Source organism: Caulobacter sp. BE254 (assembly GCF_031457295.1).
Lineage (GTDB): Bacteria > Pseudomonadota > Alphaproteobacteria > Caulobacterales > Caulobacteraceae > Caulobacter.
The window spans coordinates 94964-110932 of sequence record NZ_JAVDWJ010000004.1; the positions used below are offsets into that span (position 1 = coordinate 94964).

Annotated in this window: 16 protein-coding genes; 1 reads left to right on the forward strand and 15 read right to left on the reverse strand. The window is 67.4% G+C overall.

All coding sequences use genetic code 11. The features are described from left to right. Window positions 1-58: 58 nt before the first annotated feature. Window positions 59-1018 (forward strand): nucleoside hydrolase, encoded by a 960-nt coding sequence (locus J2X41_RS09320; protein WP_310081759.1) that lies wholly within the window; start codon window positions 59-61, stop codon window positions 1016-1018. Here the strand turns inward: J2X41_RS09320 and J2X41_RS09325 are convergent. From J2X41_RS09325 to nuoI, 15 genes are all read right to left on the reverse strand, one after another. After that, window positions 1015-1701 (reverse strand): ABC transporter ATP-binding protein, encoded by a 687-nt coding sequence (locus tag J2X41_RS09325; protein ID WP_310081372.1) that lies wholly within the window; start codon window positions 1699-1701, stop codon window positions 1015-1017. The genes J2X41_RS09320 and J2X41_RS09325 overlap by 4 nt on opposite strands. Then, window positions 1694-2968: a lipoprotein-releasing ABC transporter permease subunit gene (locus J2X41_RS09330; protein ID WP_310081374.1), complete on the reverse strand. Its 1275-nt coding sequence runs from the start codon at window positions 2966-2968 to the stop codon at window positions 1694-1696. Before J2X41_RS09330 ends, J2X41_RS09325 begins: the two co-directional genes overlap by 8 nt. After that, the gene (proS, locus tag J2X41_RS09335; protein ID WP_310081376.1) at window positions 2968-4293 is read right to left on the reverse strand and encodes a proline--tRNA ligase; all 1326 of its coding nucleotides are present in this window, start codon (window positions 4291-4293) and stop codon (window positions 2968-2970) included. Before proS ends, J2X41_RS09330 begins: the two co-directional genes overlap by 1 nt. Before the next feature lie 331 nt (window positions 4294-4624). After that, window positions 4625-4885, reverse strand: a complete 261-nt coding sequence (locus J2X41_RS09340) for a DUF1467 family protein (RefSeq protein WP_028037620.1) — start codon at window positions 4883-4885, stop codon at window positions 4625-4627. Beyond that, window positions 4885-5304: a methylmalonyl-CoA epimerase gene (gene mce / locus J2X41_RS09345; RefSeq protein WP_310081378.1), complete on the reverse strand. Its 420-nt coding sequence runs from the start codon at window positions 5302-5304 to the stop codon at window positions 4885-4887. Before mce ends, J2X41_RS09340 begins: the two co-directional genes overlap by 1 nt. 172 nt (window positions 5305-5476) lie before the next feature. Next, window positions 5477-6178, reverse strand: a complete 702-nt coding sequence (locus tag J2X41_RS09350) for a rhomboid family intramembrane serine protease (protein ID WP_310081380.1) — start codon at window positions 6176-6178, stop codon at window positions 5477-5479. Between the two features lie 7 nt (window positions 6179-6185). Then, window positions 6186-7880, reverse strand: a complete 1695-nt coding sequence (locus tag J2X41_RS09355) for a ribonuclease J (protein ID WP_310081384.1) — start codon at window positions 7878-7880, stop codon at window positions 6186-6188. Then, window positions 7880-8665 carry a type III pantothenate kinase gene (locus tag J2X41_RS09360; protein WP_310081760.1) on the reverse strand — a complete coding sequence of 262 codons (786 nt, stop codon included), beginning with the start codon at window positions 8663-8665 and terminating at the stop codon, window positions 7880-7882. The genes J2X41_RS09355 and J2X41_RS09360 overlap by 1 nt, the downstream gene beginning before the upstream one ends. Continuing rightward, a complete protein-coding gene (locus tag J2X41_RS09365) occupies window positions 8662-9438 on the reverse strand; it encodes a biotin--[acetyl-CoA-carboxylase] ligase (protein WP_310081761.1) in 777 nt (258 codons plus the stop codon). Before J2X41_RS09365 ends, J2X41_RS09360 begins: the two co-directional genes overlap by 4 nt. A 1-nt stretch (window position 9439) precedes the next feature. After that, on the reverse strand, window positions 9440-10879 hold the full coding sequence (gene nuoN / locus J2X41_RS09370) for an NADH-quinone oxidoreductase subunit NuoN (protein ID WP_310081386.1): 1440 nt from the start codon (window positions 10877-10879) through the stop codon (window positions 9440-9442). Window positions 10880-10887: 8 nt separating this feature from the next. After that, on the reverse strand, window positions 10888-12372 hold the full coding sequence (locus J2X41_RS09375) for an NADH-quinone oxidoreductase subunit M (RefSeq protein ID WP_310081387.1): 1485 nt from the start codon (window positions 12370-12372) through the stop codon (window positions 10888-10890). A gap of 10 nt (window positions 12373-12382) precedes the next feature. Further along, the gene (gene nuoL, locus J2X41_RS09380) at window positions 12383-14461 is read right to left on the reverse strand and encodes an NADH-quinone oxidoreductase subunit L (RefSeq protein WP_310081389.1); all 2079 of its coding nucleotides are present in this window, start codon (window positions 14459-14461) and stop codon (window positions 12383-12385) included. A 5-nt stretch (window positions 14462-14466) separates the two neighbouring features. Then, window positions 14467-14772 carry an NADH-quinone oxidoreductase subunit NuoK gene (gene nuoK, locus J2X41_RS09385; protein ID WP_028037628.1) on the reverse strand — a complete coding sequence of 102 codons (306 nt, stop codon included), beginning with the start codon at window positions 14770-14772 and terminating at the stop codon, window positions 14467-14469. After that, window positions 14769-15386 (reverse strand): NADH-quinone oxidoreductase subunit J, encoded by a 618-nt coding sequence (locus tag J2X41_RS09390; RefSeq protein ID WP_310081391.1) that lies wholly within the window; start codon window positions 15384-15386, stop codon window positions 14769-14771. Before J2X41_RS09390 ends, nuoK begins: the two co-directional genes overlap by 4 nt. 84 nt (window positions 15387-15470) lie before the next feature. Then, window positions 15471-15962 carry an NADH-quinone oxidoreductase subunit NuoI gene (gene nuoI / locus J2X41_RS09395; protein ID WP_310081392.1) on the reverse strand — a complete coding sequence of 164 codons (492 nt, stop codon included), beginning with the start codon at window positions 15960-15962 and terminating at the stop codon, window positions 15471-15473. Between the last annotated feature and the right edge of the window lie 7 nt (window positions 15963-15969).

The window sequence follows — 15969 nt, forward strand, 5'->3', positions numbered from 1 at the left end:
TGGGTCGCGGCGGCGGTTTCCGATGGATTTGCGGCGCGGATCGGCGCAGATCGCCGCCATGCGCCTGATCATCGACACCGACACCGCCGGGGACGACGTGTTCTCCCTGATGCTGGCCCTGCGCCGTCCGGACGTGAGCGTCGAGGCCATCACCATCGCCCATGGCAATGTCGGCTTCGAGCAACACGCCGAGAACGCCCTGGCCACGCTGGAGATCTGCGGCCGGGCCAGCGAAGTCCCGGTCTATCTGGGCGCCCAGCGGCCGTTCACCCGCGCGCCGTTGGACGCGGCCTATGTGTTCGGGGCCGACGGCATGAGCGACAGCGGCTTTGCGAAGGCCGTCCAGCGCCCCTCCCCCGGCCATGCCGCCGACGAGATCGTGCGGCGGGTGATGGACGCGCCCGGCGAGATCACCCTGATCGCCCAGGCCGCCCTGACCAACATCGCCCTGGCCTATCTGCGCGAGCCGCGCATCGCCCAAGCCGTCAAGCATCTGTGGATCATGGGCGGGACCGACAACGGGGTCGGCAACGTCACCCCGGCGGCCGAATACAACCTCTATGTCGATCCGGAAGCGGCCAAGATCGTGATCAACGCCGGCTTTCCGACGAGCATCGTCACCTGGACGCAGACGCTACGGGACGGCCTGCTGACCGTGGAGCAGCTGGCGGCGCTGGACGCCCTGGGCACACCGCGCGCGGCGTTCTTCACCAAGGTCAACCGCACCTCCCTGGCCTTCGCCCAGCAGACGCAAGGCCTGGACGGCAGCCTGCACCCCGACGCCCTGACCTGCGCCGTGGCCCTCGACGAGACCCTGATCCTGGAGTCCGACATGGCCGTGGTCGATGTCGAGACGATCGGCGAGCTGACGCGCGGCTATCTGAGCGTCTCCCACCCGATCCTGCCGGACATCGAACTGGCCGACCCAGCCCTGAAGCGCCGGCCGCCCAACGCCCGGATAATCCGGAAGATCGACACGGCGGGGTTCTACGCCGCCATGCGGGCCGCGCTGCTTTAGAAGCTCTGCGCCACCAGGTGCCCATCCTTGAGAGCAAAGACTCGGTCCATGTAACGGGCCAGTTCCATGTTGTGGGTGGCGATCAGGGCCGCCACGCCCCGCTGCCGGGCCTGCTCGTAGAGCGCCTGGAACACCCCCGCCGAATTGGCCGGGTCGAGGTTGCCGGTCGGCTCGTCGGCCAACAGCAGCTTGGGCTTGTTGGCCAGGGCCCGGGCGATGGCCACCCGCTGCTGCTCGCCGCCCGACATCTGGCCCGGCTGGTGGTCGAGGCGCGCGGCCAGCCCCAGCTGGTTCAGCATCTCGGTCGCCGAGGCCCGCGCCTCGGCCTTGCTGCGGCCGGCGATCATCGACGGCATGGCGACATTGTCCAGCGCGCTGAATTCGGGCAGCAGGTGGTGGAACTGGTAGATGAAGCCGACGGTCGACAGCCGCACCTTGGTGCGCTGGCGCTCGGACAGCTTGGAGCAATCGCGGCCGTCCAGGGCGATCAGGCCGGCGTTCGGCTTTTCCAGCAGGCCGGCCGCGTGCAGCAGCGACGACTTGCCCGAACCGGACGGACCGATCAGCCCGACCACCTCGCCCGGATAGACGTCCAGGTCGACGCCGCGCAGCACGTTCAGGGCGCCGGCCTCGGTGACATAGGTGCGCTCGACGCCGCGCAGAGCCAGGACGGGGCTACTCATAGCGAAGGGCCTCGACCGGATCGAGCCGCGAGGCGCGGATGGCGGGCGGCAGGGTGGCCAGGATGCTCATGGCCGTCGAAATGCCGACGATGCCGGCCACCTCGGCCCAGTCGATCTTGGCCGGGATGTGGGCCAGGAAGTAGATGTCGGCGCTGAACACCGCCGTGCCCGTCACCCACTCCACGAAGTTCTGGATGGCGGTGATGTTGGCGCAGAACAGCACGCCCAGCAGCAGGCCCGCCAGGGTGCCCGATAGGCCGATCGACGCGCCGGCCATCACGAAGATTCGCAGGATCGCGCTCTGGCTGGCGCCCATGGTCCGCAGGATGGCGATGTCGCGGCCCTTGTTCTTCACCAGCATGACCAGGGCCGAAATGATGTTCAGGGTGGCGATGGCGACGATGAAGAACAGGATCAGCCGCATCACCTTGCGTTCGACCTGCAGGGCGTTGAAGTAGCTGGCGTTCTTGTCCATCCAGTCCTGGACGAAGGCGCCGGGGCCGCTGGCCTGCTGGATGATCGGCTTGATCGCCTTGGCCTTGTCCGGATCGGCGATCTTGATCTCGACATAGTCGATCGCGGTGTCGCGGCTGAAGAACAGCTGGGCCTGGGGCAGCGCCATGTAGACGAAGCTCTCGTCGAACTGGCTCATGCCGACGCTGAAGATGCCGCCGACCGTGTAGTCCTTCTCGCTGGTCGAGGTCCCAAAGGCCGTGGCTGGACCGGAAGGCGAGATCAGGGTGATGGCGTCGCCCACCGACAGGCCGAGGTTGCGGGCCATGCGGTCGCCGATCAGCACGATGTCGCCGCCGTCCTCGCCCTCGCCGAAGCCGGCCAGCGAGCCGCGCTTGATGTTGGACGAGATCATCTTCATGCCGCGCAGGTCGGCCGGCGTGACGCCGCGCACGATGGCGCCGGACACCTGGCTGGGGCCGATGACCATGGCCTGGGCCTCGACCATCGGCGCGGCCTGGGTGACGCCGCGCACGGCCTTGATGCGGGTGATGACGCCGTCCCTGTCGGGTCCGTTCAGCAGCGGGCCCTGGGCGTAGACGTGGCCGTTGAAGCCCAGCAGCCGGCCCAGCAGCTCGGCGCGGAAGCCGTTCATCACGCTCATCACGGTGATCAGGGCGAACACCGCCAGCATCACCGCGGCGAAAGAGATGATGGCGATCAGCGCCACGCCGCCGTTCTTGCGCTTGTTGCGCAGATAGCGCCAGGCGACGGTGCGCTCCCAGGTTCCGAACGGACCCGCGCCCAGGGCCATCAGGCGGCCTTGGCGCTGAGTTGGGCCAGGACCGAGTCCAGCGAGGCGCTGTGGCGCTCGCCGGTCCTGCGGTTCTTCAGCTCGACCACGCCCTCGGCGATCCCCTTGGGGCCGACGATCAGCTGCCAGGGCACGCCGATCAGGTCCATGGTGGCGAACTTGGCGCCGCCGCGGGCGTCGGTGTCGTCATAGAGCGGGTCGCGGCCGGCGGCCTTCAGCGCCTGGTAGGCGGTTTCGCAGGCCTCGTCGCAGGCGGCGTCGCCCTGGCGCATGTTGATGATCCCGACGCCGAACGGGGCGACCGATTCCGGCCAGATGATGCCGCCATCGTCATGGCTGGCCTCGATGATCGCGCCCAGCAGCCGCGAGACGCCGACGCCGTAGCTGCCCATCTGCACCGGCACGTCCTTGCCGTCCGGCCCGGTGACCAGGGCCTTCATCGGCTCGGAATACTTGGTCCCGAACGAGAAGATGTGGCCCACCTCGATGCCGCGGGCCGACAGGCGGTCGCCTTCGGGGATGGCGTCGAAGGCCGCCTCGTCGTGCATTTCCTCGGTGGCGGCGTAGAGCGCCGTACGCTGGTTCACCAGCGGCTGCAGGTCGCCGTACCAGTCGACATCCGGGCCAGGCGCGGCCATCTCGACCAGGTCCTTGTGGCAGAAGACGGCGCTTTCGCCGGTGTCGGCCAGGACGATGAATTCGTGGGAAAGGTCGCCGCCGATCGGGCCGGTGTCGGCGCGCATCGGCACGGCCTTCAGGCCCATGCGCGAGAACAGGTTCAGATAGGCGACGAACATGCGGTTATAGGCCTTGCGCGCGCCCTCGGCGTCGAGGTCGAAGCTGTAGGCGTCCTTCATCAGGAACTCGCGGCCGCGCATCACGCCGAAGCGCGGGCGTCGCTCGTCGCGGAACTTCCATTGCACGTGGTAGAGGTTCTTGGGCAGGTCCTTGTAGCTCTTCACCGAGCCGCGGAAGATCTCGGTGATCATTTCCTCGTTGGTGGGCCCGTACAGCAGCTCGCGCTCGTGGCGGTCGACGATGCGCAGCATTTCGGGGCCGTAGGCGTCGTAGCGACCGGACTCGCGCCACAGGTCGGCCAACTGCAGGGTCGGCATCAACAGCTCGATGGCCCCGGCCCTGTCCATCTCCTCGCGGACGATCTGCTCGACCTTGTTGAGCACCTTCAAGCCCAGCGGCAGCCAGGCGTAGATGCCCGCCGCCTCCTGGCGGATCATGCCTGCGCGCAGCATCAGCTGGTGCGAGACGATCTGGGCGTCGGAGGGAGCTTCTTTCAGAACGGGCAGGAAATAGCGCGACAGGCGCATGGACGAGACGTCTCCGGGGAATTCGAGGCGTTGAGATAGCCGCTTGGGCCTCAGCTTGGCAACGCGCGCGGCGAAAAGATGACGCCGGGGGCTCCGGAAACGAAAAGAAGGCCGCGCGGTTCACGCGCGGCCTATCAAGTCATCGTCGGGGAAGACGCCACAGAGCAAGGTCGGAAAAGCCGGCCTCGTGAGTCTGAGACTAACCTCCGAACAGTTGTTCGGGGCGCCCGATTGCGTCTGGCCTGACCACTTGGCGAACTTCGCCCATGAAATGGGCGAACGCCGGCAAAACCATCGTCGCCCGCCCAAGGCTTGGGCGCCATTCCTGGGATTAATAGGTGGCGGGCAGGGCCGGCAGGTCGATCAGGTGGAAATGGATGGTCAGCAGCAGTCCGGCCATCACCAGGGCTGAGACCCAGGTGGTGGTGAAGAACTTGCGCTTGAGGTTCGGATTGACCGGCGCGCCCGGGTCCGCGCCAGGCGGCGGCTCAATCCCCATCTCCTTGAAGGTGCGGTTGCCCAGGGGCAGCACGGCGAACAGCGTGGTCCACCAGATGGTCAGATAGACGGCGATGCAGGTGACGGGACCCATCAGTGATGCGCCTCCTTGGGCGTTTCCATGAGTTCGACCAGCATGCCGCCCATGTCCTTGGGGTGAACGAAGATGATCAGCGTGCCGTGGGCGCCGATGCGCGGCTCGCCCAGCACGGTGGCGCCCTTGGCGACCAGGCTGTCGCGGGCATCAAAGATGTTCTCGACCTCGAAGCAGATGTGGTGCTGGCCGCCCTTTGGGTTCTTGGCCAGGAAGCCGTGAATCGGCGAAGCCTCGCCATAGGGCTCGATCAGCTCGATCTGGCTGTTGGGCAGGTTGACAAAACAGACCCAGACGCCCTGTTCCGGCATGGCCCACTTGTCGGTGTGCGAGGTCGCGCCCAGCAGGTCTCGGTACATCTTCACCGACTCGTCGATGGAGGGCGTGGCCACGCCGACGTGGTTGAGCTTGCCGATCATCCGTTCAGGTCCTGCGGGGCCGGAGGCGCGAGCGCGCGCCTCTCGTCGTTTTTCGAGGATATAGACGACTTCCTGGACCCGCGGCGAGGCGTTTCAGCGGCGGGGCGCCTCGCCCCGCGATCAATCCGCTCGGGCGGGCCGGGCAAGCCACCAATATCGCGCGGGGAACATCTCATCGCGCGGGGAACATCTCGACCAGGAACAGCCCGGCGACGAAGCCGCCGACGTGGCACTCCCAGGCGATCATCAGTCCGCCCTGCCCCGACGCCATGCCAAGGCCGAAGCCGATGGCGACCAGCACCAGGTTCATGATGACGAAGGACCAGGTCTGCTTGCCCACCTGGCTGGAGAGGATCGGCGTCAGGCCGCCGTCCGGCGTCAGCCGCGCCACCGCGCCCCACAGGCCGCAGATGGCGCCCGAGGCCCCGACAGCCGAGATCTCGCCGTTCCAGTGCAGGACGAGGAACAGCAGTCCCCCCGCCAGGCCGCAGATCAGGAAGAAGGCCCAGAACAGCAGGCCGCCCTTCAGGTCCCGGCCCAGGCGCACGGCGATGGCCGGGCCCAGGCTGACCAGGGCGCTGGTGTTCATCACGATGTGCAGCAGCCCCGCATGCAGGAAGATGTGGGTCAGCGGGGTCCACCAGAAGCCCTGCCGGAAGTACGGCGGGTAGAGGCTGCCCAGGGCGAGCATGGTCTCGTCCCAGCCCTGCATCTTGCCCAGCAGCTGAACGCCGGAGACGATCCACAGGACCGCGGTGAGCGCGCCCAGCGCCCAGGCCTCGCCGGCCATCAGACGCAGGGTCTGGCGCCAGCGGGGCTCGGGCTCGGGAGCGATCGGCCGCGTCGCCTCGGCGGGCGGGCTGGTCTCGTCCATCGTGCGGTCAGATCCGCAGGACCGTGGTCTCGACCACGGGCTTGCGCTCCCAGATGCGGAAGGCCGCCTTCTTCACCGCCTTGGACAGGGCGCTTTCGATGGCCTCGTCGATCTCGCACTGGTCGCCGCTCAGGCGCTTGAAGGCGGTCTCGGCCTCCTCCGCCAGGTCGTCCAAGGCGTCGTCGAGCGGATATTCGGCGTCGCCCGCCAGGCCCAGGCCGCGGACCTGCGGACCCGAGACGATCTTGTTGCGGCCGTCCAGCACGACGGAAACAGCCAGCATGCCGTTGAACGCCGCGTGGCGCCGCTCGCGCAGGGCCTCGCCGTTCTCGGGCGTCACCACCCCGCCGTCGACATAGAGACGCCCCGACGGGACCTCGTCGATGATCTGCGGATGGCCGGGGGCCAGCAGCACCATGTCGCCGTTGCGCGGGCTGACCGCGTGCGGCACCTGCAGGTCCTTGGCGAAGGCGGCGTGCTCGATCAGGTGGCGACGCTCGCCATGGGTCGGCACGGCGATGGTCGGCCGGGCCCATTGGTACATCTGCTTGAGCTCGTCGCGGCAGGGGTGGCCGCTGACGTGGATGCCGGGGGTGTCGCGCTCGGTGTGCAGCCGCACGCCGCGGTCGGCCAGCTTGTTCTGCAGGTTGCGGATCGGGATCTCGTTGCCCGGGATCACGCGCGAGCTAAAGATCACGTGGTCGCCCTGCGAGAGCTTGACGTGCGGATGGGTGCCTTCGGCGATCCGGGCCAGAGCGGCGCGCGCCTCGCCCTGACTGCCGGTGCACAGGAACAGCACCTCGTTCTCGGGCAGGTACTTGGCCTGGTCGTCGGTGATGAAGGGCTCCAGGCCCTCCAGCAGGCCGACGTGGCGGGCGGCGGCGCTCATCCGGTGCATCGAGCGCCCGGCCAGGCAGACCTTGCGGCCGGCGGCCTGGGCGGCGCGGATCACCGTGTCCATCCGGGCCACGTTCGAGGCGAAGCAGGCCACGGCGATCTTGCCGGTCAGGCCCTTGATCAGCCGGTTCATCGCCACGCGGACGTCGGCTTCGGAACCGGCCTCGCCGTCGACGAAGACGTTGGTGCTGTCGCAGACCATGGCCAGCACGCCCTCGTCGCCGAGGCGCTTGATGGCCTCGATGTCGGTGGGGCCGCCCAGCTGGGGATCGGGATCGATCTTCCAGTCGCCGGTGTGCAGGATCGTGCCCAGCGGCGTCTTGATCGCCAGGCCGTTCGGCTCCGGGATCGAGTGGGTCAGGGTGATCATTTCCAGGTGGAAGGGACCCAGGTCGAAGCTGCCGCTGAGCGGGATCTCGGTGATCGGCACCTCGTCCAGCAGCCGGGCGTCGCGCAGCTTCTCGCGCAGCAGGAAGGCGGTGAAGGGCGTGGCGTAGACCGGCGCCTTGAGGCGCGGCCACAGCCAGTGCACGGCGCCCAGGTGGTCTTCGTGGGCGTGGGTCAGGACGATGCCGATGATGTCGTCGGCATAGGCCTCGATGAATTCGGGGTCGGGCAGGATGATCTCGACGCCGGGCGTGGTCTGGTCGCCGAAGGTCACGCCCAGGTCGACGACGATCCACTTGCGGTCGTTAGCCGGGCCGTAGCCGTACAGGTTGAAGTTCATGCCGATCTCGTTCGACCCGCCGAGCGGCAGGAAGACGAGTTCGTCCTTGGGGGAAGGCTTGTCGGTATATTTGGTCATTACGTCTCTAGATGGGTGTTGCGGCGATGAATTTCGAGGAGACCGCGGATGGTCAGATCTGAATCGAAGTGGTCGATGCTGTCGGTGGCGCCCTCGAACAGCGAGGCGACGCCGCCGGTGGCGACCACGGTCATGGGTTCGGCCCGTTCGGCCTTGATGCGGGCCACCAGGCCCTCGATCAGGGAAATATAGCCCCAGAACACGCCCGACTGCATGGCGCTGACCGTGTCGGTCCCGACCACGCGGTTGCCGGCCGGCCGCTGGATGGCGATGCGCGGCAGCTTGGCCGCGGCCTCGTGCAGGGCCTGCATGGACAGATTAATGCCGGGGGCGATGATGCCGCCCTCGAACGCCCCGTCGGCCCCGACGATGTCGAAGGTGGTGGCCGTGCCGCTGTCGATGACGATCAGCGGACCCGGATAGACCATGTGCGCGCCCACGGCGTTGACCAGGCGGTCGGCCCCGGCCTCGGACGGCTTGTCGATCCGCACGTCGACGCCCAGCCTGGCGTTCTCGCCGATCACCAGCGGCTCGACGTTGAAATAGCGGCGCGACAGGTTGCGCAGGTTGAAGATCGATTGCGGCACGACGCTGGAGATGATCACCGAGTCGATGGCCCGGAAGCCCAGGCCCTGCATCGACAGCAGTTGCGACAGCCAGACCACGTATTCGTCGGCCGTGCGCGTGCTCTCGGTGGCCGCGCGCCACTGGGCGATCCAGGTCGCACCGTCGTGGATGGCGAACATGGTGTTGGTGTTGCCCTGTTCGATGGCCAGCAGCATCAGAAGGCCCCTCCGAAAAAGACGTCGCCGGCGGTGACCCGCCGCAACTGACCGTCGGCCAGACGAAGACGCAGCGCGCCATCGCCGTCCAGTCCTTCGGCGATCCCCTCCAGGGTTTCGGTCCCGAGCCGGGCGACGCAGGGCTCGCCCAGGCCGTGGGCGCGGGCGGTCCAGGCGTCGGCGATGGCCGGGAAGCCCAGGCGCAGCCAGACGTCCTGCCAGCGCGTGAAGGCGGCGGCCAGGACCTCGATGGCCTCGACCGGCGACGGCGGCGGGGCGTCCCGGTAGGTCGTCAGGGCGGTGGCCGGGCGTTCGCTGTCGATCGGCTTGCGGGCCAGGTTCACCCCCACCCCGACGGCGATCCACAGGCCGCCGGTCGGCCGGGTTCCGGACTCGACGAGGATGCCGCTGACCTTCAGCCCGCCCAGCAGCGGGTCATTGGGCCATTTGAGGCTGACCAGGCTGGCGGGCGCGTAGGCGCCCAGCAGGTCGGCCACGGCCAGAGCGGCGACGAACGACACCTGGGCCGCCTCGGCCGGCGGCTTGTCGGTGGAGAACAGCAGGGTGGCGGCCAGGTTGCCGGCCCCGGTCTCCCAGGCCCGGCCGCGCCGGCCGCGGCCGGCGGTCTGGCGCAGGCCGACGATCCACATCGGCCCCGCCTCCCCCGCTTCCGCGCGGCGACGGGCCTCTGCGTTGGTCGAGTCGATCTCGTCCAGGACGACGACGGGCGTCCCCTTGGCGGTCGAGCCTCTAGGCGTCGGGCCGGGGCCCGTCACCTCACGCGTGGCCAAAGGCCGCCGCGGCGGCCCTGGCGGCCGGGTCGAGCCAGATCAGCGCGACCAGCACGACCGGGAACGAGAAGGCGGCGGCCACGAAGCCGACGGCGCGGGCGATCGGCTGCGGCCTGTCCACCGCGCCGGCCGGGGCGTCGAACCACATCGTCTTGATCAGGCGCAGGTAATAGAAGGCCGCGACCACGCTGCCGACCAGGCCCAGCACCGCCGCCCATTGCAGCAGCACGTCGCCCGAGCCCATGGCCGCGCCGAAGACGTAGAACTTGGCCCAGAAGCCCGAGAACGGCGGCATGCCCAGGGCCGACAGGGAGAACGCGGTCATGGCCACGGCGACTCCCGGACGGTGCTTCACCAGCCCCGCCATGTCCTCGATGGTCTCCATGGGCTTGCCGTCGCGCGACAACGCTTGAAGACAAGCAAAGAAGCCGGTGACGTCGACCATGTACAGGGTCATGAACAGCAGCATCGAATGCAGGCCGGTCTCGCCGCCGGTCGCCACGCCCAGCAGGGCGTAGCCGACATTGGCGATCGAGCTGTAGGCCCACAGGCGCTTGAGGTTGCTCTGAGCCAGGCCCGCGAAGGCGCCGACGAAGACCGAGGCCAAGGCGGTGATGATCAGGATCTGGCGCCACTGGGCCACCGAATCCGGGAAGGCGTCGCCCAGCACGCGGGCGAACATCATCATGGCGGCCAGCTTGGGCGCGGCGGCGAAGAAGCCGACCACCGGGGTCGGGGCGCCTTCGTAGACGTCGGGCGTCCACATGTGGAACGGCGCGGCCGAGACCTTGAACGCCAGGCCGCACAGCAGGAACACCAGGCCGAACAGCAGGCCCGTGCCGTGCGTTCCGTGGGCCGCGGCGGCGATGTCCTCAAAGCGGGTCGAACCGGCGAAGCCGTAGATCAGCGAAGCGCCGTACAGCAGCAGGCCCGACGACAGCGCGCCCAGCACGAAGTACTTCAGGCCGGCTTCCGACGACTTGGCGTCGTCGCGGCGGAAGGCGGCCAGCACGTACAGGGCCAGCGACTGCAGCTCGACGCCGACATAGAGGCTGATCAGGTCGCCGGCCGAGGCGGTGACGCCCATGCCCAGCGCCGACAGGATCACCAGCACGGCGTATTCGAACTTCTGGTCGCCGCGGACGGCCAGCCAGCGGTCGCCCAGCACGATGGCCACGGCGCTGAAGCCGTAGATCGCGACCTTGGCGTAGGTCGCGGCGGCGTCGGCGGCGTAGACGCCGTTGAAGGCGTGTCCGTGCGGCCCGACCACGGCGGCCACGGCCGCGCCCAGCAGGGCCAGGACGGCCGCGCCGGTGAACAGCGGGGTGACCTTGCCGTGGAACGCGCCCCAGACCAGCAGAACCAGGGCCGAGGCCCCGAGGATCACTTCGGGGAGAACGAGGGAGAAGTTGGCGGCGAACGTCATGGGGTCCCTCACCCGCCCACGGCGGCGCGCCAGGCGCCGACGAGCCCGTCGACGGACGACGCGGTCAGGTTGAAGATGAGATTGGGATAAACGCCGAGCACCAGGGTGCCGATGATCAGCGGGGCGAAGATCAGGATTTCGCGGGCGTCCAGGTCGGTGATGGTCTTGAGCTCGGGATTGACGATCTCGCCGAACATCACGCGGCGGTACAGGTTCAGCGCATAGACCGCCGACAGGATCACGCCCGTGGTCGCCACCAGCGCCGTCCAGGTCGAGGCCTTGTAGACCCCGGTCATGGTCAGGATCTCGCCGACGAAGCCCGAGGTGCCCGGCAGGCCGACATTGCCCATGGTGAACAGCATGAACACCGCCGCGTACCAGGGCATGCGGTTGGTGAGGCCGCCGTAGAAGGCGATCTCGCGGGTGTGCATGCGGTCATAGACCACGCCGACGCAGAGGAAGAGCGCGCCCGAGATCAGGCCGTGGCTCAGCATCTGGAAGATCGCGCCCTGCTCGCCCTGCACGTTGCCCGAGAAGATGCCCATGGTCACGAAGCCCATGTGGGCCACCGAAGAATAGGCGATCAGCTTCTTGATGTCGGTCTGACGGAAGGCGACCAGCGAGGTGTAGACGATGGCGATGGCCGACATCGCGAACACCAGGGGCTGGAACAGCTCCGAGGCGTTGGGGAACATCGGCAGGGAAAAGCGCAGGAAGCCGTAGCCGCCCATCTTCAGCAGGATGCCCGCCAGGATCACCGAACCGGCGGTCGGGGCCTCGACGTGGGCGTCGGGCAGCCAGGTATGGACCGGCCACATCGGCATCTTGACCGCGAAGCTGGCGAAGAAGGCCAGCCACAGCCAGGTCTGCAGCCACGGGGCGAACTTGAAGGTCATCAGCACCGGGATCGACGAGGTGTGGGCGATGGCGATCATCGACAGGATGGCCGCCAGCATCAGCACCGAGCCAAGCAGGGTGTAGAGGAAGAACTTGTAGGCCGCATAGACCCGGCGCTTGCCGCCCCAGATGCCGATGATCAGGAACATCGGGACCAGGCCGCCCTCGAAGAAGAGGTAGAACAGGATCAGGTCCAGGGCGCAGAACACCCCGACCACCAGGGTCTCCAGGACCAGGAAGCAGATCAGGTACTCGACCACGCGTTTGTCGACCGACTTCCAGCCGGCGATGATGCAGATCGGCAGCAGGAAGGTGGTCAGCAGGACGAACAGGATCGAGATCCCGTCCACGCCCATCCGATAGTGCAGGCCCGCGAACCAGTTGAGGTCTTCCACGAACTGGAAGCCCGGGTTCTTGGCGTCGAACTGGGCGACCAGCACGACCGACAGGGCAAAGGTGACCAGGGTGGTCGCCAGGGCGATCCACTTGGCCAGGGTGTCCGTCTTGGCGTTGTCGCCGTGCAAGGCGCGCGCGCCCAGCAGCAGGACCACGCCGACAAGCGGAGCGAAGGTGGTGAGGCTAAGCAGGCCGGTCATCGATCCGTCCTCAACGGAATGCGTAAAGGGCGAACGTCAGCAGGCCGGCGACGCCGAGCAGCATGACGAAGGCATAGTGGTACAGATAGCCGGACTGCAGCTTGCCGGTCCGGCGGCCGACTTCGTAGCTGACGGCGCTGACGCCGTCCGGGCCGAGGCCGTCGATCAGCTTCTGGTCGCCGCCCTTCCAGAACAGGTCACCGAGGAACTTGGCCGCGCGCACGAAGGTCGCCTGGTACAGCTCGTCGAAGAACCACTTGTTGTAGAAGAACACGTACAGCGGGCCGTTGCGGGCCGCCAGGGCGGCGCCCAGCCGCTCGTTGCCCTTGATCAGATAGACCCAGACGGCGATCGCCAGGCCCAGGATCGAGGCGACCAGCGGGCTCCACTTCACCCACTCGGGGACCTCATGGGCCTCGTGCAGCACGTGGTTGGTCGGGGCGTTGTAGATCGCGCCGCGCCAGAACTCGGCCTGGTCGTGGCCGACAAAGTAGTCGGTGAACACGAAGCCGGCGAAGATCGCGCCGATCGACAGCACGATCAGCGGGAACAGCATCACCCAGGGGCTCTCGTGCGGCTTGTGGTCGTGACCGTGATCGTCATGGCCGTGGCCGTCGTCAGGCAACGGCTCGTCATGGGTCTCGATCTGGGCCGACGAGGCGTGATCGTCATGCCCGTGGTCGGCGGCGTGGTGATCGTCATGACCCCAGCGGGCCTGGCCGTTGAAGGTGAAGAAGGCCACGCGCCAGGAGTAGAACGAGGTCAGGCCCGCCACCAGCACGCCAATCGCCCAGGCGAACGTCGCCACGCCGTTGTGACCACCAGCGGCGAAGGCCGCCTCGATGATGGTGTCCTTCGAGTAGAAGCCGGCGAAGCCCAGATGCAGCGGCGGGAAGCCGAGGCCCGTGATGGCGATGGTGCCGACGGTCATGGCGCCGAAGGTCACCGGCAGAAGCTTCCACAGGGCCCCGTACTTCCGCATGTCCTGCTCGTGGTGCATGCCGTTGATCACCGAGCCCGCGCCCAGGAACAGCAGCGCCTTGAAGAAGGCGTGGGTGAACAGGTGGAACATCGCCGCCTGGTAGGCGCCGACGCCGGCCGCGAAGAACATGTAGCCCAGCTGCGAACAGGTCGAATAGGCGATGACCCGCTTGATGTCGTTCTGGGTCAGACCGACCGTGGCCGCGAACAGGGCCGTGATCGCGCCGATCACCGTGACGATGTTCTTGGCGACGGGCGCGTACTCGAACATCGGCGACAGCAGGCACAGCATGTAGACGCCGGCGGTGACCATGGTCGCCGCGTGGATCAGGGCCGAGACCGGGGTCGGGCCTTCCATGGCGTCCGGCAGCCAGGTGTGCAGGAAGAACTGCGCCGACTTGCCCATCGCGCCGATGAACAGCAGGAAGCAGGCGATATCGACCAGCGGGAAGGTGTGGCCGGCAAATTGCCAAGTGCGCGCGGCGCCCGAGGCGATCTGCGGGAAGATCTCGTGGAACTGGACCGAGCCGAACGCCCAGAACGTGGTCATGATGCCCAGGGCGAAACCGAAGTCCCCCACCCGGTTGACGACGAAGGCCTTGATGGCGGCGGCGCTGGCGGTCGGCTTCTTGAACCAGAAGCCGATCAGCAGGTACGAGGCCAGGCCCACCCCTTCCCAGCCGAAGAACAGCTGCATGAAGTCGGCGGCGGTGACCAGGGCCAGCATGGCGAAGGTGAACAGCGACAGATAGGCGAAGAACCGCGGCTTGTCCGGGTCGTGCGCCATGTAGCCCCAGCTATAGACGTGCACGAGGGCTGAGACCGTGGTGACCACGATCAGCATCACCGCCGACAGGGCGTCGATGCGGATCGACCAGTTGGAAACGAAGTTCCCGACGTGGATGAAGGGCAGCAGGTCGACCGTGAAGGCCTCCATATGCCCCCAGGTCCACTGGCTGAACGTGTACCAGCCCAGGGCGCAGCTGAGGATCAGCGCGCCCGTGGTGACGGCCTGCGAGGCGACATCGCCGATGCGGCGGCCGAACAGGCCGGCGATGATCGCGGCGAGCAGCGGCGCGAGGACGAGGATGGTGACGAGAGTCTGCACTGCGATCAGCCCTTCATCACGCTGGCGTCGTCGACGGCGATGTCGCCGCGGTTACGGAAGAACGTCACCAGGATGGCCAGGCCCACGGCGGCTTCGGCCGCGGCGACGGTCAGCACGAACATGGCGAAGATCTGCCCCGTCACGTCGTGCAGATAGACCGAGAAGGCCACCAGGTTGATGTTCACCGCCAGCAGGATCAGCTCGATCGACATCAGGATGACGATGATGTTCTTGCGATTCACGAAGATGCCGAAGACGCCGATCGTGAACAGGATGGCGGCGACGACGAGATAGTGAGACAGGCCGATCATTCGCTGATCCCCTCGCCCGGCTTGATCTGCACGATTTCCATTCCGGTCTTTGGCGTGCGGGCGATCTGCCTACCGATGTCCTGGCGCTTGACGCCCGGCTTGTGGCGCAGGGTCAGGACGATGGCGCCGATCATGGCCACCAGCAGCACCAGGCCCGCCAGTTGGAAGAAGAAGATGTAGTCGGTGTAGAGCACCCGGCCGATCGCCTCGGTGTTGGGCACGCCGCCCGGCGAGGCGTTGGGCAAGGCGTTCAGGCCCGCCTTGCCGTTGGTGGCCACCGTCGCGGCGACGAAGATCATCTCCAGCGTCAGGATGCCGCCGACCAGCCCGCCGATCGGCAGGTACTGGGCGAAGCCCTGCCGCAGCTCGGCGAAATCGACGTCCAGCATCATCACGACGAACAGGAACAGCACCGCGACCGCGCCGACATAGACGACGATCAGCAGCATCGCCAGGAACTCCGCGCCCATCAGGACGAAGAGGCCGGCGGCCGAGAAGAAGGCGGTGATCAGGAAGAGCACCGAGTGCACGGGGTTCTTGGCCGAGACGACGAGAAGACCCGCCACCACGGTCGCTACCGCGAGCAAATAGAAAGCTATCGCCGGCAAGGCCATCGGCCCAGGTGCTCCCTCAAAAACCACAAAACAACGACGGGTCGAAGGACCGGTCGCCTAACCCTCGGAATCGCGCCCCGTCCTTTAGCGGTAGGGCGCGTCCAACTCCAGATTCTTCGCGATCAGCCGCTCCCAACGGTCGCCGTTGTCGAGCAGCTTTTCCTTGTCGTAATAGAGCTCTTCGCGCGTCTCGACGGCGAACTCGATGTTCGGCCCCTCGACGATGGCGTCCACCGGGCAGGCCTCCTGGCACAGGCCGCAATAGATGCACTTGACCATGTCGATGTCGTAGCGGGTCGTGCGGCGGCTGCCGTCGTCGCGCGGCTCGGCCTCGATGGTGATGGCCTGGGCCGGGCAGATGGCCTCGCACAGCTTGCAGGCGATGCAGCGCTCCTCGCCCGACGGATAGCGGCGCAAGGCGTGCTCGCCCCGGAAGCGCGGCGACTGCGGATTGCGCTCGTTCGGATAGATCACGGTCTTCTTCGGCGCGAGCATGTACTTCATGCCCAGGCCGAAGGCGCCCGCGAAGTCGAGCAACGCCACGCCCTTGATCGCCTGTGTGATGCGCTGGAACACCAGAGCT